The following is a 25,796-nucleotide window of genomic DNA, read 5'->3' as shown; positions in this document are numbered from 1 at the left end:
TTCCTCATCCGGCCGTCGCTCGGGCGGTCGCGGAATACTTCAGCAATTCCTTTCACTTTCCTGCATAAGGGGTTGAAATGAAAGATCAATATCTCAAGAAACCGCGCTATGTCGTCGCCTTGGGCGCCGCCGCGCTCGTCTCCCTGGCCGTGCCCGGCGTGTCGCGGGCCGCGGATCCTGCCAACGCGCCGGTTATCGTTGCGAACGACCGGGCGGACGATATACGCGCGCTGCTGGCCCAGGGCTGGAATCCGAATACCCGCATCAAGGGGCAGCCGGCGATCATGCAAGCCGTGCGAGACGGTGCCTGGCACGTGTACGACGTGCTGGCCGCCGACCGCCGTACGGACGTCAACGCTGCCAACGACCACGACGAAACGCCGTTGATGTACCTGGCGATCCAGGGGCAGACCCAGCGGGCACGCGCCCTGATCGCGCGCGGCGCGAAGGTCAACCGGCTGGGATGGACGCCGCTGCATTACGCCGCGTCGAAAGGGCAGATGGATATCGCCAAGCTGCTGCTGGCGCACGAGGCCATTGTCAATGCGCCCGGGCCGGACGGCACCACGCCGCTGATGATGGCGGGCCTGTCCGGCAGCCGCGAGATGGTGGATTTCCTGCTGAAGGCCGGCGCCGATCCAACCATGCGCAACCTGCAGGGCCTGGACGCGGCCGCCTGGGCCGCCTCGGCCCAGCACCAGGAGCTGGCGACGGCCCTGACGCAGGCCGCGGTGAAGCACGAGGCCCAATTGCGCGGCACGGCGGGCGGTGGCGCAACGCCTACCGTTCCGGCATCCGCGCCTACTGAAGCGCCCGCTGGGCAAGGAGCGGCCGGCCTGCCGCCTGTCGCGCCGCCGGCAAGCGCCCCCACGGCAGATCCGCGTCCGCCGCAGCCCACGCTGAAGGGCGTGGAAGGCGTACAACTGGATCCCAACGCGGGCGCCAAGCCGCAGTAAGGCGTCAGGGGAAGGCTTGGGGAAAACCCGATTCGCTTGATATTTCGTTGATAATTTATCAACAAAATATTAGTATCGCGCCGTGATCGCATCGCGGTGCACGCGCGCGCACGGCGCCTCCCTGGCCCTCCCTGGTCCCAGGCGGGCGTTGCGTGGACGGGCCTGCCGCGGCGCGATGTTCCCTCGTCCACGTCCAGGACCTTCATGAGCGTCTCTCACGACTCCAGGCCGCCCATCGCGGCGTCCTCGCATCTTGTCTCGGACCGCGCGCCGGATCTTTCCTCGGTCGAGTTCGGCCTGATGATCGCCGGCCACGCCTTCAACCGCTGGATCGTTCGCTGCATGGCGGCGGCGGGCCTGCCGGACCTGACGTCCATCGACGTGATCGTCCTGCATCACGTGTACCACCGGCAGCGTGGGAAAAAGCTGGCGGACATCTGCTTCACGCTGAATATCGAGGACACCCACATCGTCAACTACTCCCTGAAAAAGCTGGAGCGCCTGGGCGTGGTCCAGGGCCAGCGCAGCGGCAAGGAAGTGGTCTATTCGGTCACCCCGAAGGGAGGCGATGTCATTGCCCGCTATGTCCAGGTACGCGAGCGCTGCCTGATCGACGGGCTGCCCGCGGCCAGCAGCGGGCTGGAGTTTTCGCAGGATCTCGCCAATCTGCTGCGGGGCCTGTCGGGCGTGTATGACCAGGCCGCCCGCGCGGCCACGTCGCTCTAGGTTTTTGTTTTTCAACGTTCTAGCCGCCGGCGGCGCGCGCCAGACCGGCGATACAGCATGGGGATCGCTATGAAGTGGCAATTCTGGGTAGACCGTGGCGGCACGTTCACGGATATCGTGGGACGGCAGCCGGACGGCACCACCACCACCATCAAGATGCTTTCCGAGAACCCGGAGCAATACCGCGACGCGGCCGTCGCCGGTATCCGCAGGCTGCTGGGCCTGGCGCCCGGCCAGCCCGTACCGGCCGACCAGGTGGACTGCGTCAAGATGGGAACCACGGTGGCGACCAACGCGCTGCTGGAACGCAAGGGCGAACGTACGCTGCTGGTGACCACGCGCGGCTTTCGCGACGGCCTGCGCATCGCGTACCAGAACCGCCCGCGCCTGTTCGACCGCAACGTCGTGCTGCCGGAAATGCTGTATGACGGCGTCATCGAGGCCGGCGAACGCATCGGCGCGGACGGCGAAGTCGTCACGCCGCTGGACGAGGCGGCGCTGCGACGGGATCTGCAGGCCCGCTACGATGAAGGTATCCGTGCCGTCGCCATCGTGTTCATGCATGCATGGCGCGAGCCCCGGCACGAACAGCGCGCCGCCGCGCTGGCACGTGAAATCGGATATACGCAGGTGTCGGCATCGCACGAGGTCAGCCCCCTGATCAAATTCGTATCGCGTGGCGATACCACGGTGGTCGATGCCTATCTCTCGCCCATCCTGATGCGCTACGTGGAGCAGGTGGCCAGCGAACTGCCTGGTATCCGCTTGATGTTCATGCAGTCCAGCGGTGGCCTGACGGACGCGCATCGCTTCCGGGGCAAGGACGCCATCCTGTCGGGACCGGCCGGCGGCATCGTCGGCATGGTGCGCACCAGCGAACTGGCGGGCTTCAAGCAGGTCATCGGCTTCGACATGGGCGGTACGTCCACGGACGTGTCGCATTACGCAGGCGAATTCGAACGGGAGTTCGAAACCCGGGTGGCCGGCGTGCGCATGCGCGCGCCCATGATGAGTATCCACACCGTGGCCGCCGGCGGCGGGTCCATCCTGCATTTCGACGGCGCGCGCCTGCGCGTCGGGCCGGACTCGGCGGGGGCCAACCCCGGCCCGGCATGCTACCGGCGCGGCGGTCCATTGGCGGTGACGGACTGCAACGTGCTGCTGGGCAAGATCCAGCCGGATTTCTTCCCGCGGGTGTTCGGGCCGAAGGCTGACCAGCCGCTGGACCGCGCCGCCGCGGAGCAGGGATTCACCGCCATGGCGGCTCGCGTCAAGGCCGAGGCCGGCCGCGATATGACGCCCGAGCAACTGGCCGAAGGCTTCCTGGAAATCGCCGTGGGCAATATGGCCGAGGCGATCAAGCGCATTTCGGTGCAGCGCGGCCATGACGTGACCGAATACGCGCTTACCGTCTTCGGCGGCGCGGGCGGCCAGCATGCCTGCCTGGTGGCCGACGCCCTGGGCATGACAACCGTCTTTGCCCATCCCTTGGCGGGCGTGCTCTCGGCCTATGGCATGGGCCTGGCGGACCAGACCGAGATGCGCCAGAAGACGATCGAAAAAGTGCTGGACGATGCGCTGGTGAGCGTCCTGTCGCAAGAGCTGGACGCGCTGGCCGGCGACGCCGTCGCCGAACTGCGGCGCCAGCACGTGGCGCCGGAGGCGATCGCGGTACAGCGTCGCCTGCACCTGAAGTATCGCGGCACCGATACCGCGCTGGACGTGCCGTTCACCTCGGCCGCGCAGGCGCGGGCCGATTTCGAGGCGGCGTACCGGCAGCGTTATTCCTTCCTGATGCCGGGCCGCGAACTCGTCGTGGAAACCATTTCGGTGGAAGCCACCGGCGGCGGCGAACCGGTGGCGGAAGCCGCGATCCCCGCGCGCCGCGCGGGGCCGCTGGCGCCGCGCCGCAAGGTGCGCATGTATAGCGGGGGCGCCTGGCACGATACGCCGCTGTACGTGCGTGACGATATGACGCCAGGCGACCTGGTGGACGGTCCCGCCATCATCTCCGAAAAGAACCAGACCACCGTGGTGGAACCCGGTTGGCGCGCCGAACTGACGCAGCGCGACCATCTGGTGCTGCGCCGGGTACAGGCGCGCCCGCAACGGCGAGCGGTGGGCACCCAAGCCGATCCGGTCATGCTGGAGGTTTTCAACAATCTCTTCATGTCCATCGCGGAGCAGATGGGCTACCGGCTGCAGAACACCGCGTACTCGGTCAATATCAAGGAACGCCTGGATTTCTCCTGCGCCATTTTCGACGACCAGGGCAACCTGATCGCCAATGCGCCCCATATGCCGGTGCACCTGGGCTCCATGGGCGAATCCATCCGGACGGTGATGCACGCGAATGCGGGGCGGATGAAGCCCGGCGATGCCTACGTCGTCAACGATCCCTATCATGGCGGCACGCATCTGCCGGACGTGACCATCATTACACCCGTATTCGACCGCGCGGGACGCGAGATCCTGTTCTACGTGGGGTCGCGCGGGCATCACGCGGACATCGGCGGCACCACGCCGGGCTCGATGCCGCCCGATTCGCGTACCGTGGAAGACGAGGGCGTTCTTTTTACGAATTTTCAACTGGTGCGGGACGGCGAATTCCGTGAACGGGAGGCGCGCGACATCCTGGGCTCGGGCAAATGGCCGGCGCGCAATCCCGACCAGAACATCGCCGACATGCGGGCGCAGATCGCCGCCAACGAAAAGGGCGTGCAGGAGCTGCTGCGCATGTGCGAGCACTTCGGCCTGGACGTCGTGCGCGCCTACATGGGGCACGTGCAGGACAACGCGGAAGAGGCCGTGCGGCGTGTGATCTCGGTGCTGAAGGACGGCAGCTACGAATACCCGCTGGATAATGGCGCGGTGATCCGCGTTGCCGTCCGCGTGAATCAGGCCGCCCGCAGTGCCGTGGTCGATTTCACCGGCACGTCGCCGCAGCTGGACAACAACTTCAATGCCCCGGGCGCCATCGCGGTCGCGGCCGTCCTGTATGTCTTCCGCACGCTGGTGGATGACGAAATCCCCTTGAACGCCGGGGGGCTGAAGCCGCTCGAAATCATCGTGCCGCAGGGCTCGATGCTGCGGCCCAACCCGCCCGCCTCGGTGGTGGCGGGCAACGTCGAGACGTCCATGTGCATCGTCAACGCGCTCTATGGCGCGCTAGGCGTGCTGGCGGCCAGCCAGGGCACCATGAACAACCTGACGTTCGGCAATGCCCGCTACCAGTACTACGAGACCATCTCGGGCGGTACCGGCGCGGGTCCCTTGCGCATCGATGCGCCCACCGATACCAGCCAGGGCTTCGATGGGCAGTCGGTGGTGCAGGCGCATATGACGAACTCGCGCCTGACTGACCCGGAGGTCCTGGAATTGCGCTTCCCGGTGCGCCTGGAATCCTATGAAATCCGCCACGGCTCCGGCGGCAAGGGCCGTTATCGCGGCGGCGACGGCGGCATCCGCAAGCTGCGTTTCCTGGAGCCCATGACGGCGGCGATCCTGTCGAACAACCGCCGCTACGCCCCTTTCGGCCTGCAGGGCGGCGAACCGGGGCAGGTCGGCCGCAATTATGTACAGCGCGCGGATGGCCGCATCCAGCCCTTGGGCCCGCAGGACAGCACTGACCTGAACGCCGGAGATATCTTCGTCGTCGAGACGCCAGGAGGAGGAGGTTTCGGAAAAATTTAACGGTGCCGCCCTTCCTTTGTAGGGGTACAGGCGGGGTGTGCTGCGTTAACATCCTCCCCTCCGACGTGCCGCCAACCCGCGGCACGTCCCGCAGCCCGTATCCCGGGCGCAGCTCAACAAAGGAGAGTGGAACATGCTCAATAAGAAATTCGCCGCGATGCTCGCCGGGGTATCGGTGGCCTGGTTCGCCATGGCCGCGCCCGCCTCCGCGCAAGGCGACAGGGAACTGGTGGTCGCGACCGACACGGCGTTCGTTCCTTTCGAGTTCAAGCAAGGCAATACCTACACCGGCTTCGATGTCGACCTGTGGGCCGCCATCGCCAAGCAGCTGCACCTGAAGTACAAGCTGCAGCCCATGGATTTCAACGGCATCATCCCCGGCCTGCAGACCAACAACATCGACGCCGCCCTGGCCGGCATCACCATCCGCGACGACCGCAAGCAGGTGATCGACTTCTCCGATCCCTATTACGAAAGCGGCCTGTCCATCCTGGTCAACGAGAGCAACACCGACATCAAGAGCGCGGCCGACCTGGCCGGCAAGACGGTGGCGGTCAAGACCGGCACGGCGACCGTGGACTACATGCAGAAGAACGTCCCTACCGCCAAGCTCAAGCTGTTCCCCAATATCGACAACGCCTACCTGGAACTGGCCACGGGCCGCGTGGACGCGGCGGTGCATGACACGCCGAATGTCCAGTACTACGCCAATACCGCCGGCAAGGGGCGCGTGCGTGTCGTCGGCAACGTCAAGAGCGGCGACTTCTACGGCATCGCCTTCCCCAAGGGCAGCCCGCTGGTCGCCGACGTGAACAAGGCGCTTGCCACGCTGAAGTCCAACGGCGAATACGACGCCATCTACGCCAAGTGGTTCGGCAAGAAGCCGTAATAAAGCCTCTTCCGCGGGTCTGTCCGGCGCGCACCGCGCGCATCTTTTCGGCGACCCGCTGATTCTTCCGTTTCACCCGCCGCGGCTGCGCCGCCTGTCCGGATCGCCACGCCGATCCGGGCGCGGGTTCCTATCTACAGGGGAAACATGTGAATTTCGATTGGTCCGTGATCTGGGCGGCCCTGCCCAATCTGCTCGACGGAACGGTGATGACGATCAAGATCACCTTCTGGGGCCTGTTGGGCGGGTTCGCGCTGGGCGCGCTGGCGGGTGTCATTCGCGCCTATGCGCCGGCCGCAGCAACGTTGCCGATAGAAAACATGACGTTCTGGCGCGCAATCGGGAGATTGCTGCCGAACGACGGTGCAAGTGCGGCGCGTGCCTACCTGGTGCGTTACGTGCGTGCCCTGGTCGCGCGTGTGCTTACCTGCATCGCGGTGTTGTATGTTGCGCTGATACGCGGTACGCCCATCATCGTGCAGGTGATGTTCATCTATTTCGCCTTGCCACTGATCGCCCACGGCCTGCGCATCGATGCACAACTGGCGGCCATCCTCACGCTGATGATCAATTCGGGTGCCTATATCGCCGAGATCGTACGCGGCGCGCTGTTGTCCGTGCCGCGAGGGCTGAAAGAGGCCGGTCAGGCCATGGGTCTTCCGTTTTATAAGATCCTTGCGCACATCATCGGGCCCGTGGCTGTACGGCGCATGATTCCGCCCATGGGCAATCAGTGCATCATCAGCCTGAAGGATTCGTCGCTGTTCATCGTGATCGGCGTGGCCGAGCTGACCCGCCAGGGGCAGGAGATCATGGCCAGCAACTTCCGCGCGGTCGAAATCTGGTCCGCCGTGGCCGTCATTTATCTGATCATCACGGGCCTCATGGCCGTGGGCCTGCGGATTGCCGAGAAAAGGATGCGCATCCTATGAGCATGGTTGAATTCAAGAACGTTACCAAGCGCTTTGGCGCGTCTACCGTCCTGAACGGCATCTCCCTCAATATCGAGGCGGGCGAAGTCGTGGTGGTGGTCGGCCCCTCCGGGTCCGGCAAGTCGACTTTCCTGCGCTGTATCAACGTGCTGGAAACCATCCAGGATGGCGATCTGCTGGTCGATGGGTTGAGCGTCAAGGGCGATCCCGCCCAGGTGCGTGAGATCCGCCGCGAAGCGGGCATGGTTTTCCAGCAGTTCAATCTGTTCCCGCAGATGACGGCGCTGGAAAACGTCATGTTCGGCCCCGTTCATACGCGTGGTGTGTCCCGGGCGCAGGCGCGTGCCGAGGCCCAGTCCCTATTGGCCAAGGTGGGGCTGGAACAGCGCATGGATCACTATCCGTCCGAGCTTTCCGGCGGCCAGCAGCAGCGGGTGGCAATCGCGCGCGCGCTGGCCATCAAGCCGAAGCTGATGTTGTTCGACGAGCCTACGTCGGCCCTGGATCCCGAGCTGCGTCACGAGGTCTTGAAGGTGATGCGCGACCTGGCGGAAGAGGGCATGACCATGGTGGTGGTGACCCACGAGATGGAGTTCGCGCGCCGCGTCGGCAGTCGCCTGATCTTCATCGACGGGGGCAAGGTGGCGCACGACGGCAATCCGGAAGCGCTGCTGTCCAACCCGCCCAGCCAGCGCCTGAAGGATTTCCTGCAGCACGTCGCCTGACACCAGGCAGCCGCGCAGTCGCGGGTGGGGCGCGTGCGAGATTCTTCGCATTCTAGGAATCTTCCGCGCCCTGCAGTATGGGAATCCCGCCCGCGTCCAAGCGCATTTCCTTTCCTGAAGGGGTTGCCTGAGTCAACGTCATACTGGCGCGACCTGGACCGTGGCCTTGTGTCAGGATATTCCCAGTATGCCCAATCAGCCCGTGTTCAAGCCTCGTATCACGAGTCATCTAAACACGCACCCATCCGTGCCCCGGCCTCCTTCCTATGAGGCTTACTTCAAGGACCACTTCCCGGCCCAGCCTCTGCCGGACGGCAAATATATCCGCACGCATCCCCTGCATTACGGAAGGTATATCCTGTGGAAGGGAACGAGGAATGCCGACCTGATTATTTCTTCTCATGGCAGCCGTTCGTTGGCCGGCGAACGCAACAGGTACAACCCTGAGTTCAAGAACCTTGTGCCGCCAGGTATGGCCCTGCATTTCTATGGGCCGGATTACGCGCCGATTTCGACTTTCAATATTCACCAAGCGTTCATGAACGACAAGGTGATTGCTCGTCCATACGAAATCAAGTCCGACGGACAGGCCTATGTGGATTACGCGCTCAGCAAGTTTCAGGGCCCGCCCGAAAGCTATGACAAGGTGCGGAACTGCCTGCCCTTATATGACATCGTCACCATAGAGCAAGCGTCCGTGCGCGGCCCGAGCGATCATGTGATGCTATCCGAGCTGATCAAGGACCTGCTTTTGAAAGGTCACCGGTATACCCGTATCCACTGCTTTTTCTGCCGCTCGCTTTCGAAATCGGCGATCGCCAAGTATCCGGAACTGGCGAAGCTGGTCAAGCCTGTCTACCGGGTGCCTTGACGCCCAGGTCAGCCCTTCACGCGGACGATTTTCTGCACCTGGGGCACGTGGCGGATGGCCCGTATGACCTGAGCCAGATGCTTGCGGCTGTCCACCTGCACGGTGACATGCAGGGAAACCGTGGCCACCGCGTCATCGTGCATGGTGACATGCACGATATTGGCGTCGGTGGCCGTGATTTCCGCCGCCAGCCGCCCCAGTACGCCGCGCTCGTTGCGTGTGACGATGTCCAGCCGCGTGGACAAGTGCTTGGCGGTTTGCGTATCCCAGGCCACGTTGATCCAGCGTTCCGGTTCGCGCGCGCGTTGGCGCGCAGCCACGGGACAGTCCGAGGTATGTACGACCAGCCCATGGCCCAACCGCATGCCGGCGATGATGGGGTCCCCGGGCAGGGGGCCGCAGCAAGGCGCCAGCTGCACGGCCTGGCCTTCGTTGCCCTGGATCAGGATGGGCGCACTGCGCGCCGCGGTGATTTCGTCCACCGCGGCTGCGGTGGTGGCGATGAGTTCGTGTTCCGGCGCAAAGCGCCGCGCGACAACGGCCGCCAGACGCTTGCCCAGGCCGATATCGGCCAGGATTTCGTCGCGCGAACTGGCGCCGGAGCTGCGCGCCAGCTTTTCCCATTCAGGATCGTCGCCCGGCGGCAGCGATAGATGCAGTTCCTGCAGGGCTTGCGTCAACAGGCGTTCGCCGAAGGCCACGGATTCCGCGTACTTGACGGTGCGCAGGTAGTGGCGGATTTCCGAACGCGCGCGGCCCGTGCGCACGTAGTTCAGCCATTGTGCATTGGGGCGCGATGCCGGGGACGTGATGATTTCCACCGTATCGCCGCTGGACAGTTCCGTGCGCAAGGGAATGAATTCGTTGTTAACCTTGGCCGCCACCGCCTGGTTGCCGATGTCCGTATGGATGGCATAGGCGAAGTCCACCGGCGTGGCCCCGCGCGGCAGCGAAATGATCTTGCCGTGCGGCGTAAACACATAGACCGCGTCCGGGAAGAGGTCCACCTTGACGTGTTCCAGGAACTCGCCGGAATCGCCCGTCTGGCTTTGGATGTCCAGCAGGGACTGCAGCCACTGGTGCGTGCGCTTTTGCAGATCGTTCAGCGAGACATCGGCGCTCTTGTACAGCCAGTGCGATGCGACGCCTTCCTCGGCCACGTGATGCATGTCGCGGGTGCGGAACTGGAATTCCACCGGCGTGCCGTAGGGGCCTACCAGCGTGGTATGCAGCGATTGATAGCCATTCACCTTGGGGATGGCGATGTAGTCCTTGAACTTGCCCGGCACCGGACGGTATAGCTGGTGCAGGGTGCCCAGCGCCAGATAGCATTCCGGCAGCGTATGGACGATGACCCGGAAACCATAGATGTCCAGGACTTCCGAAAAGGTTTTCTTCTGGTCCACCATCTTGCGGTAGATGCCATACAGGGTCTTCTCGCGTCCGCTGACATCGGCTTCGATGCCGGCGGCGGGCAGGGCGGCGCGCACGGCGTCCTCGATCTTGCCGATGACTTCGCGACGGTTGCCGCGTGCCGCCAGGACGGCCTTGTACAGGACGTGGTAGCGGTTGGGATACATGGCCGCGAAGCATAGATCCTGCAGTTCGCGGAAAAGCAGGTTCAGCCCAAGGCGATGCGCGATGGGCGCGTAGATGTCCAGCGTTTCGCGGGCGATGCGGCGGCGCTTTTCCGGCGCCACGGCATCCAGGGTGCGCATGTTGTGTACGCGATCGGCCAGCTTGATCAGGATGACCCGTACATCGCGGGCCATGGCCAGCAGCATTTTGCGAAAGCTTTCCGCCTGCTGTTCGGCCTTGGTGGCGAAATCCAGCCGGTCCAGTTTGGACAGGCCGTCCACGAGTTCGGCGACTTCGGGGCTGAAGCGTTCAGCCAGTTCATGCTTGGTGACGCCCTGGTCTTCCATGACGTCGTGCAGCAGCGCGGCCGATAGTGCGTTGGCGTCCAGCTTCCAGCCCGCGCAGATTTCCGTGACGGCGATCGGATGGGATATATAGGGCGCGCCGCTGGCGCGGAATTGCCCCAGGTGCGCCTGGTCCGCGAAGCGATAGGCTTCCCGAACCCGCTCGACATCCTTGGGGTCCAGGTATTTGCTGATGATTTCCGTCAGCGGCGCCAGCGAAGCGATAGGTGCCGATGCCGGCGTCTCGGCAGCCTGCTGGACCGCGGCGGCGATGGGCGAGGGCGCGGTTTTTCCGGACTTGCGCCCCGGCCGGCGGCCCAGCCGTGAGCCGGCGCGCAGGGCAGCCAGCAAACCGGTAGAGGCATATTTCAGTGCGGGGAAGGCCATGCGCGCCACCTCCCGACCGCGATCAGGTCGGCACTTTACGCAGCATCTCGGCGCCGGTCAGCCCCCCGGCGATTTCCCGCAGCGCGGTCACCGTGGGTTTGTCCTTGCTATCGAGCCGCGGGGCGTGGCCCTGCGCCAGCTCGCGGGCGCGATAGGTGGCGGCCAGGGTCAGCGTGAAGCGATTCGGAATGTGGGTCAGACAATCTTCAACGGTAATGCGGGCCATAGTGGGTCACCTGAGATACGACGAATGGATCAAAAGGAGCGAGGCTGCGCCCGCGAGCTCAGTGGGGCGCCGAGATACCCAATTGGGAGAACAGCTGGGCGTGGCGGACTGCTTGAGAGGAGAAGCGCAACCTGGCGGCGTTGACGATCTGGGTAAGTTCATTCAACGCGATGCTAAATTCTTGATTAATAATAACATATTCGCATTCCGGCGCGTGCGCGATTTCACCGCCCGCCGCCAGCAGCCGGCGTGCGATGACGTAGTCGGAATCCTGGCCACGGGCCTTCAGGCGGCTTTCGAGTTCGTCGATGGAAGGGGGCAGGATGAAAATCCCGATCGCCGCCGGGAAGCGCTGCCGGACCTGGCGCGCGCCCTGCCAGTCGATCTCCAGGAGCACGTCGTGTCCCTGCCGGGTGGCCTGGGCGATGCCGTCGACCGGCGTGCCGTAGTAATTCCCATGCACTTCGGCCCATTCCAGCAGCGTCTGTTCGTCGCGCATGCGCTCGAAGTCGGCAACGCTGATGAAGCGGTACTCGCGGCCATCCTGTTCGCCGGGCCGCGGCGCGCGCGTGGTGCAGGAAACGGACAGCCGGATTGCCGGGTCGCGCTGAAGCAGCGCACGGACCAGGCTGGACTTTCCCGCGCCGCTGGGCGCGACGACCATAAAAACATTTCCAGGCGTGGCGGAGATTCCGGCGGAAGCGGGCATGATGATCGGCAGTCTAAAAGGCGGGCGGTCTGCCTGGAGGCCGGCGCGGGCATCGGGCCGCGAACGGGAATCGGCAGGCAGGAGCTGAAGGATAACAAATCGTCGCAGGCTGGCGCCATGGAGTAGGATGCCCGATATTTTCCTACAGGTTCCGACGGGAGACGGGCATGAATCAGAACGGCAGGCGCGGCGAGGGCAAAGTGGCGGTTGTGACAGGCGCGGGAAGCGGCATTGGCCGCGCCGTCGCCCTGCAATTGCTGGCTGAAGGCTACTGCGTCGCGCTGGCGGGGCGGCGGCCGGACGCGCTGGAGGAGACGCGCGCCGCCGCCGGCGCGGATGCGCAGCGCGCCCTGGCGGTGCCCACCGATGTCTGCAGCGAGGTGTCCGTACACAATCTGTTCGCCCAGGCGCAGCGTGCTTTCGGGCGGGTGGACGTGCTGTTCAATAACGCCGGCCGCGGCGCGCCGGCGGTGCCCATCGAGGAATTGCCGGTGGAGACCTGGCGCAGCGTGGTCGATACCAACTTGACGGGCATGTTCCTGTGTGCCCAGGCGGCGATCCGCATCATGAAGGATCAGCAGCCGCGTGGCGGTCGCATCGTCAACAACGGTTCGATCTCGGCCCATGCGCCGCGACCCTATTCGATCGCCTACACCTCGACCAAGCACGCGGTGACGGGCATGACCAAGTCGATTTCACTGGACTGCCGTCAATACGATATTGCCTGTGGCCAGATCGACATCGGCAATGCCGCGACGCCGATGACCGAGCGCATGGTGGCGGGCGTCCTGCAGCCGGACCATACCGTACGTCCGGAACCGCGCATGGACGTGGCGCATGTGGCGGAAGCGGTGGCGTCCATGGTGGCGCTGCCGCTGGACGCCAACGTGCAGTTCATGACCATCATGGCCACCAAGATGCCCTTCCTGGGACGCGGCTAGGCGGGGGAATGCCCGGGACGGGGCAGGTGCTTGCCGCCCGCCATGGTCGAGCACGCCGGCCCCGCCAGGGCGGGCGCTTCGGTGGCTAGCGCGAGTTGGACGCCAGGGCCAAAGGGGCGTCGCCGCCGGGCGCGATGTAGCGGCGCGCGCCGGTGAATCGCTTGGACCAGTAGGCGCTGTCCAGCGTATCGATGCGGACTTTTTCGCCGCGCGTAGGCGCGTGGACGAATTCGTTGTTGCCGATATAGATGCCTACATGGGAAGTCTGGTTATTCCGGCGGATACCGAAGAAGACCAGATCGCCGGGCTGCAACTGCGTCGCTTTCACGGCATGGCCTTCGGCCCGCTGGTCGCGGGCACGGCGCGGCAAGTCCAGGCCGGCCACTTCCTTATAGATAAAGGTGACCAGGCCGCTGCAATCGAACCCTGTATCGGGGTCGTCGCCGCCCCAGCGGTAGCGGGTGCCCAAGGCGTCCAGGCCGGCCGCGACGACGCGGTCGCGCAGCGAGGGAACGGTGGGCAGGTCGGTGGCGGACAGGCCCTGCAGCGAGCCGAAGGCGTCTGGCGAAATCATCGCGCCGGCAGTGCCGGGCAGCGTGGCGAGGGCGATGGTCAGCAGGGTGGAGGGGAGGAGGAGTCGGAAAAGAGAATAGCGTCTCGTCGGCGGCGTCATAGAGCACTTCAGAATACGGAGTGGAATGGCGTGGCGTGGCTTCAACAGCGTTCAAGCCGGCGGATGCGGAAATAGTTCGCGAGGCGGATTATATAACGGAAATATTTCTTACATGTCCCGGGAAAATCGTGCTATTTCGTCCATCCCGGCGGTAATTCGTCACATCCCTTGGCAGGCACGTAACAGGGCGGTCGCAGGCCTACGGCGTACATCGGGTTAACCCTGGTTATTAGCCCTCTGCCAGCATGCCCGGACGCAACCGACGCTGCCCCGACCCCGCGGTGATGCGATATCGGTGGCTTGCGTGGCATTGGCCGTAGTTCGCGGCGCAATCCCTGCACGAGCCACCGGTTCGGCGCCGAAGGCCTTAATTCAAGGCCGCCCCGGCGGGCTAGAAGCTGGCAAGCACGCCCAGCATCACCGCACGTCCTCCCTCCGGCGCGACGTCGCGCAGCACCGACGTCGAGTAGCGAATTTCCTGGTTCGTCAGATTGGTACCGCGCAGGTAGGCCTGCCATTGCGTCTTGTCGATGCGGAAGGCATAGGTCAAGTCGGCATCCACACGGTAGTACCCCTTCGTGCCGTCGTCATTGTCGGGATGCCGGTGCTGCGCGAACGCCTTCGTGAACGAGACGCCGGCACCCCAGGCGCCGTGGGCGTACTCCAAGCCCCAGCCCAGCCGCAAGGGTGGGATCCGGGGCAGCGGTTGGCCGGTATCGCTATTGCGCGCGTTGGTGTAGTCACCGGAAAGCCGCATATCGAGCTTGTGCGCGTCGCGGCCCAGGACGCGGAAGCTGCCTTCGGCTTCGAAGCCGTAGAAATCGGCGGGCACCCCGCGGTATATCGCCTGCGATAAGGCATCGTCCGTGCCGCCCGGCACAACCTTGCCTTCATCGTCGACGAACAATCCCGTGTTGACCTCGGTGATGTAGTTGCGGAAGTGGCTGTAGAACACGCCGAAGCTGCCATGGTGCGGGCCGTCCTTGAAGCGCAGTCCCAGGTCGCCGGAGTAGGAGCGTTCCTTGGATAGCGAGGGATCGCCGATCAGGTATTGTCCGGTCGCGTCGTGCGGTCCGTTGGCGTACAGCTCATAGAACGTGGGCGCCCGCTCGGTATAGGAGACGTTGGCGGCCAGCGACCATACGCTGTCCAGCTTATAGATGCCGCCCAGGGCCAGGCTGCCCGCGGTGAAATCGCGCGGTGAGGCGGCGTCGAATTTTTCGATGTCGCCGGCGGATGGCGAAAGCTGCGTGTATTCCAGCCTGCCGCCCAGGCTGAGGCTCAGCCGATTGGAGACGTCCCACTGTTCCAGGTCGAACAGCGCGAAGGAATCCGTATTCGTCGTGGGTACCAGGCTTTCGTCGCCGAGCGCGGAAAATCGGGTCTGGCTGGCCTGCAGACCGAGCGTGCCGCGCAGCGGGCCCATGTCCCGATGCTGCGCTTCGACGCGCGCTTCGTAGCCGTGATTCTTGAAGAGGGTGCCCGTGACGCCGTCGTCCACTTCGCGGTGCCGGTAGTCGGTGTAGGCGAGGTCGAACTTCAGGCTCTTGAACGGTCCGTCCAGGTCGTCGATCCTGGCGGTCGCGCCGAAACGTTCCTGGCGCATTTTCAGCCGTACCGTGTCCTCGGCCACCGAGCCGTAATCCGAGTCGTAGCCGCTGTAGGAAAGACCGGCGTAGCCGCTGTCTCCGGTCCACGCCATGCCGACGCCGCCGCCGTGCACGGAACCGTCGCTGTTGGGCAGGTGGCCCCGCGGCTGGTCGGTATCCGGGTCGTCCTGCTCACGAAGGTTCGCGGATCGGGCGTAGCCGGGAATGCGCAGCGCGTCGGTCTTGCGGCCGAAGGCGTCGGCGCGGATGGCGAACTTGCCGTCCCCGCCCTTTACTTGCACAGCACCCGAGCGGCTGTTGTTGGCGCCGCCCCAGTCGCCCTGGAGTTGGCCATGGATGCCTTGGACCGGTTCGGTAGGGATGCGGTCGTCGATGACGTTCACCACGCCGCCTACGGCGTTGCCGCCGTAGAGCAGTGCGGCGGGACCGCGCACGATTTCGATGCGGCCGGCCGTCATGGGATCCAGCGGCACGGCATGATCGAAGGAAAGCGACGAGGCATCCACCGACCCCAGGCCATTGTTCATGATGCGTATGCGGTCGCCATCCATGCCGCGGATGATCGGACGGCCCACCATGGGGCCGTAGGTAGTGGTGGATATGCCGGGCAGGCCGTCCAGCGTCTGCCCCAGCGTGTCGGCGCGGCGCAGATCCAGGCCAGTGCCTTCGAGCACCGTGGTGGGCGCCGCTACTTCGGCGCTGCCCAGCGGATTGCCGGTGGTGATGACGGTGGGCAGGGTTATGGCCGGGGCGGGCTCGGGTGGTGCCGCACTGGCCGCCGGCGCGGCACTGCCGGCCGGTGCCGAACTGGCGACAGCTGCCGCACTGGCCGTCGATGCCGCGCTCGCCGCGGATGTGGCGTTCACGGCGAGCGCGACGCTGACGGACAGGGCAAATGGCGAGGGAAGGAAGCGGCGGGCGGCGGTGCCGCGCGGCCTGGGGAAGGACGAAGTGGACATGTATTTACGAAGGCGAATAGGGGGCTTGCCGGCCGGCTGGGCGGTCGGAGGATGGCGTCTGCATGAGGTGCGGCACGCGGCGATGCGCCGCGATGTCGTCCAGCGTCAGGGCGCGCCCGGATGCGCGCGGGACTAGCGATGTGGGCCGCCCCGATGGGCGTTATGCGCTGGAGTCGGACCGCCGTCCGGGCGGGGCGCGCGGCAGGATCCATGGCCTGTCCGCGGCCAGGCGCGTGACAGGCAGCCGGCCGGCGACGGGGGCCGCGAAAGATTCCGTGCCGCTTACCAGTGCCGCGCTGGGTAATACATGGTCGAGGAACTGCCATTCATCGCAGACATGGCAATGCGCCTCCGCGCCATGACGGTGAACGCCCTGGCGTTCGTCTTCCCCACCTGGAGCGCGGCCTGCGTGACGTTCGGGTAGCGTGCCTTCGCCATCGCGTGCCGCGTCCGCGATACCCGCTGGAACCGCGGGGACGGCGAGGAACCGTTCCACATGCGACATGGCATGCAATGTCGCGCCCACCGGCGCGAAGACCACGGTCAGCCATATCCACAGCAGCGCCGCGGCGCGAACGGCCGGCCGCCTGGCGGATGAGGCAAAAGCGCGGTTTGCCAGCGGCAAGGTTCTTTCCCCGTGAATGATGGCCGGCCGGAATGGGCCGCTCGTATGGCCGCCCTGCGCCGCCGGTGCGCGCCGCAGCGATCGCGCGGCGGAGGGCCCGGCTGACGCGGCTACCCAGCCGCGCGACCAGACCCGGCGCCGCGACAAGATTCGGCGCAGTTTTGTAATGATATATTATTTCATTACCGATTCGGCGGAATCTGCTATCGGATTCGCCGTAAATATGGAGGCGCCCGCGGTATGCCGGCGTATGGGCAGTATGGTGCGGGCCCATGATCGTCCGCCCCAGAACCCATTGGTTCCGAATGTTGTTCGCCTGGGAAAACTCGGTGCAGAACACCATCCTGGTGGCGCTCGCCATCATCGTCGCCTTGTCGCTGGCGGCGGTGTGGGGCTACCGGCGCAGCGACGCGTTCTTCCTGTGCCTGAGTCCGGTACCGTTCTCGTTGATCGGCGTCGCGTTGGCCATCTTCGCCAGCTTCCGCAATAACGCCTGCTACGAGCGGTATTGGGAAGGCCGCAAGCAATGGGGCGTCCTGACCGCGACCACGCGCGATCTGGCGCGCTACGTGGTCACGGTGCCGCGACTGGACGATGCGCTTTCATCGGCGACGGGCGCACATCCCGCTTCGGACGCCGCGCATCCAGGCAGCCCGCATCCGGACGCCCGGCACCTCGTGATGCTGCTGACCGCCTTCGTGCAGGTGCTCAAGCATCAACTGCGCGGCACAGACCCGGCCGGCGCGCTGCGCACGCTGCTGGGCGAAGCGCAGGCGGCCGAGATCATGCGGCTTGCCTATCGTCCTCATTCGCTGTTGATGCGCGTGCAGCGGCAGATGACCGCATGGCATCGGGACGGGCGGATCGGCGATATCCTGCTGGCGACCGGGCTGGCGCATCTGGACACGCTGACGCAGGCCGCGGGCGCATGCGAACGCATCCGCACCACGCCCGTACCCTATCCGTACGAGGTGCTGTTGCACCGGACGACGTATTTCTACTGCGTGCTGCTGCCCTTCGGTCTGGTCGAAAGCACAGGATGGGCCACAACCGTCGTTTCCGTCTTCATCGCCTACGCCTTCCTGGCGCTGCACACCATAGGCGGAGAGCTGGAGGATCCCTTCGGCCAGGATGCCAATGACCTGCCGTTGGATGCCCTGGCCATCCACATCGAACGCGCGATGCGCGAAGCGCTGGGCGACGACGCCTGGCCCCCGGTGCCGGTTCCCGACGCCCGCCATCGCCTGGACTAGGGCCTGTTAACGCTGGAAGGAGTGTTACCAGGCCCCTGGGGCGGATCACCGCCTGAACCACAGCACGGAAAGGATGCAGGCGGCGGCCAGCAACAGGCCGGCGGCCGCCGCCAGCAAGGCGCCGATCTCGGTTTCGCGCCGCTCCAGCGAGAACCGCGTGCTCAGCTTGTTGTACACCTGGTTCAGATCCGCCGCCGAGCCTGCCTGGAAATATTCGCCGCCGGTCAGCTTCGCCACGGCACGCAGGGTCGGCTCATCCAACTGCATGAAGTACGACCAGCCCTCGCCGCCGACAGTCGCGCCCTGCGGCGTCCCGAAGCCCACGGTGTAGATGCGCACGCCGCGCTTGGCGGCCATGCGGGCGATTTCGATGGGATCCGGGCCGGTGGTGCGGCGTCCGTCGCTGAGCAGGATGATCGCCCCGTTGCGGTATGAGCCCGGCTCCCGGGACGGGCGTTCCTGCTCGCGCTTGAGCGCGTCATTGGCGGCGCCGGCGCTGCCCAGCGGCGCCGCGTAGGCGCCGAAGCGGGACGCCGGATCGTTGAGCAGCATGGATTCGAATTCCACGCGGTCGTCGGGAAACAGCGTGGCCAGCGCCACGATCAGCCCGCTGCCGGTTGCCGTCCCGCGCTGGAGTTCGAAGCGGTCGATCGCGTCGAGCATGTCCTGGCGATTGTCGGTAGGTGGCTGCACCACGGTTGCGGCGGCCGCGAATGCGACGATGCCCAGGCGCACGCTGGCCGGAAGCTCCTTGATGAAATCGCGCGCGGCCTGCTGTGCCGCGCTTAGCCGCGTGGGCAGGACGTCGGCGGCCTCCATGCTGCGCGATACGTCCATGGTCAGCACCAGGGTCAAGGTATCGGCGGGCAGCGTGACGGTGGCGCTGGGACGGGCGCAGGCCAGCAGCGCAGCGCCCAGGGCCAGCCAGAAGAGGAAAGGAGGGACATGCCGTCGCAGCTTCTGGCCAGGCCCCATCGCGGTGCGCGCGATTGCCAGGCTGGGGTAAATCACCGCCGCTTTCTTGCGCCGCGCAAGCACGTAGAAATAAGCCGCCGCCAGCAAGGGCATCACCAACAGCAGCCAGAGCAATTCCGGCCAGAGAAACCGCATACAGTTCTCCTTGGCGCGTGGATGCGACGATGGTACTGTACTTCCACGACGAGGCGGAATTCCGGTGGCAACGATGAAACGGGTTGCGATCTACGGATGGGTAGCGGCGGCGGTCGCGCTGGTTTTCGTTGCAGGCCTGGGCTCCGCCTGGCTGATGCAGCCCAAGCTGCGTGCGCTGACGCAAAAGGATATCGACGCCGCCGTCTTGCACACGCTGCAGACCAAGAGCCTGCCGTCGCGCACCGCGCGAGCCGCCGAAGCGGTGCGAGCCTCGGTGGTGGAAATCGTGGGCTATCCGGCGCCGGAAGAAAAAGCCGCCGCGGCCGCGCCCGATGCGGATAAGCAGGGATCCCGAGCCACGCCGCCGGGCAGCGATCCGCCCGGTGGCAATCGCGCCGAGGCCAATCGCCCGGACGCGAATCCGCCCGACGCCAATAAACCTGACGCGAATAAGCCTGACGCGAATAAGCCCGACGCGAATAAGCCCGACGCGAATAAGCCCGACGCGAATAAGCCCGACAACCGGCGAGCGGATGCGGGCAAGCCGCGCCCGGATAAGCCTGGTCCCGACACGCCCCAGGCCGACAAACCGGACGGCGGCAAGGAAGCGCCCGACGACAAGGACGAGGCCGTGAACATCGGCTCGGGTGTGGTCATCACCGACAAGGGCGTCATCCTGACCAACTACCACGTTATCGCCGGGGCGCGCCGCTTGAAGGTCCGGTTCTACGACGGCCATGAGTCGGATGCGTCGGTGGTGGGCGTGCAGCCGGAAAAGGATCTGGCTGTTATCCGCGCCGCATCGCTGCCCGACGATCTGCCGGCCGCCACGCTGGGGTCCAGCCGCAACCTGGCGCCGGGTGACGAAGTCGTCGCGGTCGGCTTTCCGTTCGGCATCGGACCGTCGGTGTCCGCCGGCGTGATATCCGGCCTGAATCGCGAATTCGTATCCCCCGAAAGCAAGCAGGATCTCGATCACCTGATCCAGTTCGACGCGGCGGCCAATCCCGGCAATTCCGGCGGACCGCTCGTGAATATGGACGGTGAAGTGGTGGGGATCGTGACCGCGATCCTGAACCCGACCCATAGCAAGACCTTCCTTGGCATCGGCTTTGCCACGACCATAGAAAGCGCCGGCAGCGCCGTGGGTATTTCTCCCTTCTAGAGACGTGGAGGCGTATGGACGACCAACCCATGAGCGCGCTGGACAGCGCCAATCTGATGGAGCGCCTGCTGTATGAGGTGAAGCGCGTGGTGGTGGGGCAGGACCACTTCCTGGAGCGTGTGCTCGTGGCCATCCTGGCGCGCGGGCACTTGCTGGTGGAAGGGGTGCCTGGCTTGGCCAAGACGCTGACGGTGAACACGCTGGCGCGCACCATGCGAGGTACGTTCAAGCGCATCCAGTTCACGCCGGACCTGCTGCCGGCCGACCTGATCGGTACGCGCATGTACAACCAGCGGACGGGTGAATTCTCCACCGTGCTGGGGCCTGTTTTCGCCAACCTGCTGCTGGCCGACGAGATCAACCGGGCGCCGGCCAAGGTGCAAAGCGCGCTGCTGGAGGTCATGCAGGAACGGCAGGTCACCATCGCCGGCGAAACCCATCCGGTGCCCACGCCTTTCCTGGTGATGGCCACGCAGAACCCGATAGAAACGGAAGGCACTTATCCGCTGCCGGAAGCGCAGATCGATCGCTTCATGATGAAGGTGCTGGTCGGCTATCCCACGGAGGAAGAAGAAGTCGTCATCGTCAATCGCTTCACGGGGCCGCCGATCGCGGTGAACCCGGTGGCGATGCCGGCACAGCTGGCGCGCCTGCAGGATGAATGCCGCAATGTTTACATGGATCCCGGCCTGATCCAGTACGCGGTACGGGTGGTGGCGGCCACGCGCTCGCCCGCCCGCTGCGGCCTGCCGGAGATGGAGCGCTACGTATCCTTCGGCGCGAGTCCGCGCGCCAGCATAGGGCTGATCGATGGTGGCCGCGCCCTGGCGTTTTTGCGCGGCCGCGATTATGCCCTGCCCGAGGACGTGATCGACCTGGTGCCCGACGTCCTGCGCCATCGCCTGGTGCTTTCGTACGAAGCGCTGTCGGACGGCGTCACCGCCGATCAACTGGTCGGCCGCATCCTGCAGGCCCTGCCGGCGCCCGAGCGCCCGCTGGAATCCCATGTTCGCGTGGCGCAAGCCTAGCCGGCGCGTGACCGCCGCCGAAGGCGCATCGTCCGGTGCGCCGCGGGACGAGCCTGCCGGCGGCCGCGAGCGCCGCGCGGAAGCGTTGATGCGGCGCCTGGAATGGACCGTCATCCGTCATCTGGACGGCTTGCTGCAGGGAGACTATCGCACGCTGTTCCGCGGCTTCGGCATCGACTTCGCGGATCTGCGCGAATACAAGCCCGGCGATGACGTGCGCTACATCGACTGGAATGTGACGGCCCGGATGCAGACGCCTTACGTGCGCGAATTCCAGGAGGACCGCGAGGTGGCCGCGTGGTTCCTGCTGGATCTGAGCGGGTCGGTGGATTTCGGTTCCGGTGACGTGCGCAAGCGCGCCTTGCTGGGTGATTTCACCGCCGTCATGGCGCGGCTGCTGACACGCCATGGCAACCGCGTGGGCGCGATGCTGTATAGCGGGGCCGCGGGAGCGCGGCCGTCCGTCGTACCCGCGCGTTCGGGCCGGCGGCATGTGCTGCATCTGCTGGACCGCATGCATGCCGTGCCGGCCGCCGCGCGGGGCGAGACCCGGCTGGCCGATCTGCTCGATCATGCGCGCGCTGGCGTGAGCCGGCGCTCGGCCTTGTTCGTGGTCTCCGATTTCATCAGCGCGCCCGGTTGGGAAATGTCGCTGGGGCTGCTGGCGCGTCATCACGATGTGGTGGCGGTGCGCCTGCTCGATCCGCTGGAATCCGCCTTGCCGGATTTGGGCTTGGTCGTGCTGCAGGATGCGGAAACGGGCGAGCAGATGCTGGTCGATACCCACGATGCGGCGTTCCGCCACCGATTCGCCGAGGCCGCGGCTGCGCGCGAGACGGGCTTGCGTGAGGCCTTCGCGCGTGCCGGCGTGGCCGGCCTGTCGCTGTCGACCGATTCGCGCCTGGACCTGGCGTTGCTGCGCTTTGCCCAGGAGCGCCGGCGGCCGGGCGGCGCGGCAAAAGACGCGGGGCTGGCCGGCGCCAGCAGGGACGCGGACGCGCCGGGCGCCGTGGCGCCGCTCGCATCGGCTGGCGTTACGCAGCAGCATCTGCGAGCGGGGCGGATGGGCGGCAGGGGGCCGGGCACGGCGGCAAGCGGGCTCGGCGCCGGGCGGCGCTTCCCATGATTTCGCGGTGAGCGTGCCATGAATTCCCTGCCGACGATCAGTTTTCTCTGGCCAAGGATGCTGTGGCTGCTGTTGCTCGTGCCGATGCTCGTTGCTCTGTATGCATGGCATGACCGGCGCCGGCGACGCGCCGCCGCGCGCTATCCGGCATTGAAAATCACCGGCCTGAGCGGCCAGGGCGGCTCGGGATGGCGCCGGCATTTTCCCGCTGTGCTGATCCTGCTTGCGGTGACCTCGCTGCTGCTGGCGGTGGCGCGGCCCCAGGCCTTGATGATGCTGCCCTCACGCCTGCAAACCATCATTCTGGCCATGGATACGTCGGGCAGCATGCGCGCGGAAGACATCAAGCCCAATCGCATCCAGGCCGCGCGACAGGCTGCCGAGATCTTCGTCGCCGCGCAGCCCGCGGATGTCAGCGTGGGCGTCGTCTCGGTGGCCGGCACGGCCGCCGTGGCGCAGGCGCCCACCCGCAGGAAGGAAGACGTGACCGCCGCGCTGGAGCGGCTGCAGCCACAGCGCGGCACCGCGCTGGGCAACGGCTTGATCATCGCGCTGGTGACGCTGCTGCCGAAGGCCGGCATCGACGTCGATCGCTTCATGAATGAAAGCGCGAAGGCGCGCGACGCCAAGCCGCCCCGGCGGCCGGAGGGCGCGCGCAGCGGTCCGGGCGCGCCGTCCGACAATGGACAGGGCGGGCGGCCGCTGCCGCGGGAAGGCGAGGTCGCGGCGGCACAGCCGGACAACTCCGGCGCGATCGTGCTGCTGTCGGACGGTGAAAACAATACTGGCCCGGAGGCCATCGAGGCGGCGCAGGTCGCCGCCGAGCACGGCGTGCGCATCTACACCGTGGGCATCGGCACGCCGGACGGCGTGGTGATTACCGTGGACGGCTGGTCCTCGCGCGTGCGGCTCGACGAGACGGTCCTGAAGAAGGTGGCCGATATGACGGGCGGGGAATACTTCCGCGCCGAAGACGCGGAGGCGCTCAAGAAGGTCTACCGTCTGCTCAGCGCGCGGCTGGCCTTCGACAAGCAGGACATGGTCGAAATCACGGCCCTGTTCGCGGCCTTGGGCGCGCTGCTGGCGGCCTGCGCGGGGTTGATTTCGCTGTGGTGGTTCGGGCGGGTGTTGTAGCCGCGTGGAGGACTGGCCGAAAGGCGCCGCTTCAAACCATCTGACTGCCTGCACGGTCGTCGCGTCGAGGTGAGCGTTCGCGGCGAGATTGCCGCGAACGCATCGAGCGCCGCGGCTGCTATTCGATGTTCTGCGCCTGCTCCCGCATCTGCTCGATCAAGAGCTTCAAATCCATGGCGGCGCGGGTGACGTCGACGCTGCCGGCCTTCGAGCCCAATGTGTTGGCTTCGCGATTCATTTCCTGGAACAGGAAATCCAGCCGTTTGCCGGCGCTGCCGCCGCCGGCGCGCTTGCCGGACTTGCCCGCGGTTTCGGCGCTGCCATCGGCCAGGATGTGGACCAGTTCGGCCAGGTGCGAGCGCAGGCGCGACAGTTCTTCGGCCACGTCGATGCGCAAGGCGAACAGGTTGGCTTCCTGCGCCAGGCGTTCGGTGAGTTCCGGCCCGGTGATGTGCGTGAAGCCCCCGGGGAAAGCCGCTTCCACGGTTTCGCGCAGCTTGGCGGCGAGTTTTTCCCGATGGTCGGCCAGCAATTGCGGCAGCAGGCGTTCCACGTCTTCGACGATTTTTTCGATGCCGGCGGCGCAGTCGCGCATCATCGCGGCCAGGCGTTCGCCTTCGCGGGCGCGGGCGTCCTGCAATTGCGCCAGTGCTTCGCGCGCGGCCTGCATGCCGGCCGCTCCCCAGGTTTGCGGGTCCAGCGCATCGTTGTTGCGCTGGCCGGGCCAGTTGAACAGTTCCACCAGGCGAGGCGATTCGGTTTCCGGCAGGACCTTGCGGGCGGCCTGCAACTGCTCGGCCAGGCGCTGCAGCCATTGCGTATCCAGGCGGTCCAGGTCGGCGGCGGCGTTGCGGGTGTAGCTGACGCGGACTTCCACCTTGCCGCGTCCCAGGCCGCCGGTCAGCAGTTCGCGCAGCGGCGACTCCAGGTGCCGCAAATCGTCCGGCAGCCGGAAGTACAGGTCGAGGAAACGGCTGTTGACGCTGCGGAATTCCAGCGACAAGGAGCCTTGGTCCAGATCGGCGCGGGCGCTGCCGAAGGCGGTCATGCTTCGTATCATGGTGAATACATCCTGGAGGGGAGCGGTCGCGACGCGAACGCAATGGCCGCAGGATAACCCGAAGGCCGCAGGGGCGGCCCCGTACAATCGCTGCCGACGAACCCATTGGAGATACCCGTGAACGCATCCGCATCCCTTCCCGCGCGCCATTCCGGCCGTGCGCCCGACGAACTGCGGCCCTTGTCGTTGGCACGCGGCTTTACGCGCTATGCCGAAGGATCCGTGCTGATCAAGGCGGGCAATACGCACGTGCTGTGCACCGCCAGCGTGCTGGAGAAGGTGCCGCCCTTCCTGAAAGGCCAGGGGCAGGGCTGGGTCACGGCGGAATACGGCATGCTGCCGCGCGCCACCCACACGCGCGGCGATCGCGAGGCGGCGCGCGGCAAGCAGTCCGGACGCACGCAGGAAATCCAGCGGCTGATCGGCCGCAGCCTGCGCGCGGTCATGGACATGGCCGCGCTGGGCGAACGCACATTGCATATCGACTGCGACGTGCTGCAGGCCGACGGCGGCACGCGCTGCGCCAGCATCACGGGCGCGTGGGTGGCGATGGCCGATGCCGTCGCGCTGCTGATGAAGCGGGGCGACCTGGCCGCCAATCCGCTGCGCGACCACGTGGCGGCCGTATCGGTCGGCATGGTGGGAGGGCAGCCCGTGCTGGACCTGGACTACGAAGAGGATTCCGGCTGCGATGCCGACGTCAACGTCGTCATGACGGGCGCGGGCGCCTTCGTCGAAGTACAGGGCACGGCCGAGGGCGTGGCCTTCACCCGCGCGGAACTGGATGCCATGCTGGCCCTGGCGGAACGCGGCATCGGCGGGCTGGTGCAGGCACAGAAGCAGGCGTTGGCTTGAACGCAGGCTTGTTCCCCCGCTGCGTATTCCTGGAAACCCCGTGCCGACGTTCGCGCGATCGCGCATGGGCTTCGTCCAGCCGCTGTTGCGCCGGCGGGCCATGACGGCAATGTGACAAGGGCGGCCGTTTCAGGCCCGCAGCGCCTGCGATGTAAAGAAACCGTCATCTAACCGCAACATAATTCTTACCAAATGTTTTGCCCGCAAGGGGCACGTGGTAG

Annotated in this window: 21 protein-coding genes; 14 read left to right on the top strand and 7 right to left on the bottom strand. The window is 65.9% G+C overall.

Features of this window, described 5'->3' with window-relative positions; genetic code table 11:
* The first annotated feature begins 77 nt into the window (after positions 1 to 77).
* The 7 genes from AKI39_RS14025 (at position 78) to AKI39_RS13995 (ending at position 8,792) form a co-directional block, all read left to right on the top strand.
* Positions 78 to 956: an ankyrin repeat domain-containing protein gene (locus AKI39_RS14025; RefSeq protein ID WP_066637031.1), complete on the top strand. Its 879-nt coding sequence runs from the start codon at positions 78 to 80 to the stop codon at positions 954 to 956.
* Between the two features lie 204 nt (positions 957 to 1,160).
* Positions 1,161 to 1,682 (top strand): winged helix DNA-binding protein, encoded by a 522-nt coding sequence (locus tag AKI39_RS14020; protein ID WP_066637030.1) that lies wholly within the window; start codon positions 1,161 to 1,163, stop codon positions 1,680 to 1,682.
* A gap of 69 nt (positions 1,683 to 1,751) precedes the next feature.
* Positions 1,752 to 5,375: a hydantoinase B/oxoprolinase family protein gene (locus AKI39_RS14015; protein ID WP_066642998.1), complete on the top strand. Its 3,624-nt coding sequence runs from the start codon at positions 1,752 to 1,754 to the stop codon at positions 5,373 to 5,375.
* Positions 5,376 to 5,508: 133 nt separating this feature from the next.
* The gene (glnH, locus tag AKI39_RS14010; RefSeq protein WP_066637029.1) at positions 5,509 to 6,264 is read left to right on the top strand and encodes a glutamine ABC transporter substrate-binding protein GlnH; all 756 of its coding nucleotides are present in this window, start codon (positions 5,509 to 5,511) and stop codon (positions 6,262 to 6,264) included.
* A gap of 149 nt (positions 6,265 to 6,413) precedes the next feature.
* The gene (locus tag AKI39_RS14005; RefSeq protein WP_066637026.1) at positions 6,414 to 7,196 is read left to right on the top strand and encodes an ABC transporter permease subunit; all 783 of its coding nucleotides are present in this window, start codon (positions 6,414 to 6,416) and stop codon (positions 7,194 to 7,196) included.
* A complete protein-coding gene (glnQ, locus tag AKI39_RS14000; protein WP_066637024.1) occupies positions 7,193 to 7,921 on the top strand; it encodes a glutamine ABC transporter ATP-binding protein GlnQ in 729 nt (242 codons plus the stop codon). The genes AKI39_RS14005 and glnQ overlap by 4 nt, the downstream gene beginning before the upstream one ends.
* A 187-nt stretch (positions 7,922 to 8,108) precedes the next feature.
* Entirely contained in the window at positions 8,109 to 8,792 is a 684-nt protein-coding gene (locus AKI39_RS13995) for a putative adhesin (RefSeq protein WP_066637022.1), read from the top strand.
* Positions 8,793 to 8,800: 8 nt separating this feature from the next.
* On the opposite strand, the gene AKI39_RS13990 is transcribed toward AKI39_RS13995, so the two are convergent.
* Genes AKI39_RS13990 through gmk form a run of 3 tightly spaced genes read right to left on the bottom strand, consistent with a single transcriptional unit; the run spans position 8,801 to position 11,991 of the window.
* On the bottom strand, positions 8,801 to 11,101 hold the full coding sequence (locus AKI39_RS13990; protein ID WP_066637015.1) for a RelA/SpoT family protein: 2,301 nt from the start codon (positions 11,099 to 11,101) through the stop codon (positions 8,801 to 8,803).
* A gap of 22 nt (positions 11,102 to 11,123) precedes the next feature.
* Positions 11,124 to 11,327 carry a DNA-directed RNA polymerase subunit omega gene (rpoZ, locus tag AKI39_RS13985; RefSeq protein ID WP_066637014.1) on the bottom strand — a complete coding sequence of 68 codons (204 nt, stop codon included), beginning with the start codon at positions 11,325 to 11,327 and terminating at the stop codon, positions 11,124 to 11,126.
* A 58-nt stretch (positions 11,328 to 11,385) separates the two neighbouring features.
* Entirely contained in the window at positions 11,386 to 11,991 is a 606-nt protein-coding gene (gene gmk / locus AKI39_RS13980; RefSeq protein WP_066637013.1) for a guanylate kinase, read from the bottom strand.
* 212 nt (positions 11,992 to 12,203) lie between these two features.
* Here gmk and AKI39_RS13975 point away from each other — a divergent pair, with 212 nt between their 5' ends.
* The gene (locus AKI39_RS13975) at positions 12,204 to 12,977 is read left to right on the top strand and encodes an SDR family oxidoreductase (protein WP_066637011.1); all 774 of its coding nucleotides are present in this window, start codon (positions 12,204 to 12,206) and stop codon (positions 12,975 to 12,977) included.
* Positions 12,978 to 13,062: 85 nt separating this feature from the next.
* Here the strand turns inward: AKI39_RS13975 and AKI39_RS13970 are convergent, their stop codons facing one another.
* Positions 13,063 to 13,650 carry a C40 family peptidase gene (locus AKI39_RS13970; protein ID WP_066637008.1) on the bottom strand — a complete coding sequence of 196 codons (588 nt, stop codon included), beginning with the start codon at positions 13,648 to 13,650 and terminating at the stop codon, positions 13,063 to 13,065.
* A gap of 391 nt (positions 13,651 to 14,041) precedes the next feature.
* Positions 14,042 to 16,219 (bottom strand): TonB-dependent receptor, encoded by a 2,178-nt coding sequence (locus tag AKI39_RS13965; protein WP_083228847.1) that lies wholly within the window; start codon positions 16,217 to 16,219, stop codon positions 14,042 to 14,044.
* A gap of 954 nt (positions 16,220 to 17,173) precedes the next feature.
* Between AKI39_RS13965 and AKI39_RS13955 the strand changes: the two genes are divergently transcribed.
* The gene (locus AKI39_RS13955; RefSeq protein WP_235610649.1) at positions 17,174 to 18,097 is read left to right on the top strand and encodes a bestrophin family protein; all 924 of its coding nucleotides are present in this window, start codon (positions 17,174 to 17,176) and stop codon (positions 18,095 to 18,097) included.
* 45 nt (positions 18,098 to 18,142) lie between these two features.
* Here the strand turns inward: AKI39_RS13955 and AKI39_RS13950 are convergent, their stop codons facing one another.
* Positions 18,143 to 19,207, bottom strand: coding sequence for a VWA domain-containing protein (locus tag AKI39_RS13950; RefSeq protein WP_066636999.1), 1,065 nt, complete (start codon positions 19,205 to 19,207; stop codon positions 18,143 to 18,145).
* Positions 19,208 to 19,280: 73 nt separating this feature from the next.
* Here AKI39_RS13950 and AKI39_RS13945 point away from each other — a divergent pair, with 73 nt between their 5' ends.
* The 4 genes from AKI39_RS13945 to AKI39_RS13930 are packed head-to-tail and all read left to right on the top strand — an operon-like array spanning position 19,281 to position 23,660.
* Complete coding sequence (locus AKI39_RS13945; RefSeq protein ID WP_066636996.1) at positions 19,281 to 20,372, top strand: S1C family serine protease; 1,092 nt, start codon at positions 19,281 to 19,283, stop codon at positions 20,370 to 20,372.
* Between the two features lie 14 nt (positions 20,373 to 20,386).
* Positions 20,387 to 21,400, top strand: coding sequence for an AAA family ATPase (locus tag AKI39_RS13940; protein ID WP_066636993.1), 1,014 nt, complete (start codon positions 20,387 to 20,389; stop codon positions 21,398 to 21,400).
* Complete coding sequence (locus tag AKI39_RS13935; RefSeq protein WP_083228846.1) at positions 21,378 to 22,526, top strand: DUF58 domain-containing protein; 1,149 nt, start codon at positions 21,378 to 21,380, stop codon at positions 22,524 to 22,526. Before AKI39_RS13940 ends, AKI39_RS13935 begins: the two co-directional genes overlap by 23 nt.
* Positions 22,527 to 22,544: 18 nt before the next feature.
* On the top strand, positions 22,545 to 23,660 hold the full coding sequence (locus AKI39_RS13930) for a VWA domain-containing protein (protein WP_066636986.1): 1,116 nt from the start codon (positions 22,545 to 22,547) through the stop codon (positions 23,658 to 23,660).
* 118 nt (positions 23,661 to 23,778) lie between these two features.
* On the opposite strand, the gene AKI39_RS13925 is transcribed toward AKI39_RS13930, so the two are convergent.
* Positions 23,779 to 24,720 carry a YicC/YloC family endoribonuclease gene (locus AKI39_RS13925; protein WP_066636984.1) on the bottom strand — a complete coding sequence of 314 codons (942 nt, stop codon included), beginning with the start codon at positions 24,718 to 24,720 and terminating at the stop codon, positions 23,779 to 23,781.
* 117 nt (positions 24,721 to 24,837) lie between these two features.
* Between AKI39_RS13925 and rph the strand changes: the two genes are divergently transcribed.
* Positions 24,838 to 25,575 carry a ribonuclease PH gene (gene rph / locus AKI39_RS13920; protein WP_145925277.1) on the top strand — a complete coding sequence of 246 codons (738 nt, stop codon included), beginning with the start codon at positions 24,838 to 24,840 and terminating at the stop codon, positions 25,573 to 25,575.
* Positions 25,576 to 25,796: the final 221 nt, after the last annotated feature.

It is taken from the genome of Bordetella sp. H567, assembly GCF_001704295.1.
Taxonomy (GTDB): Bacteria; Pseudomonadota; Gammaproteobacteria; order Burkholderiales; family Burkholderiaceae_B; genus Bordetella_C.
Note: the sequence above shows the minus strand (reverse complement) of the source record. Positions and strands in the feature narration are given on the sequence as shown.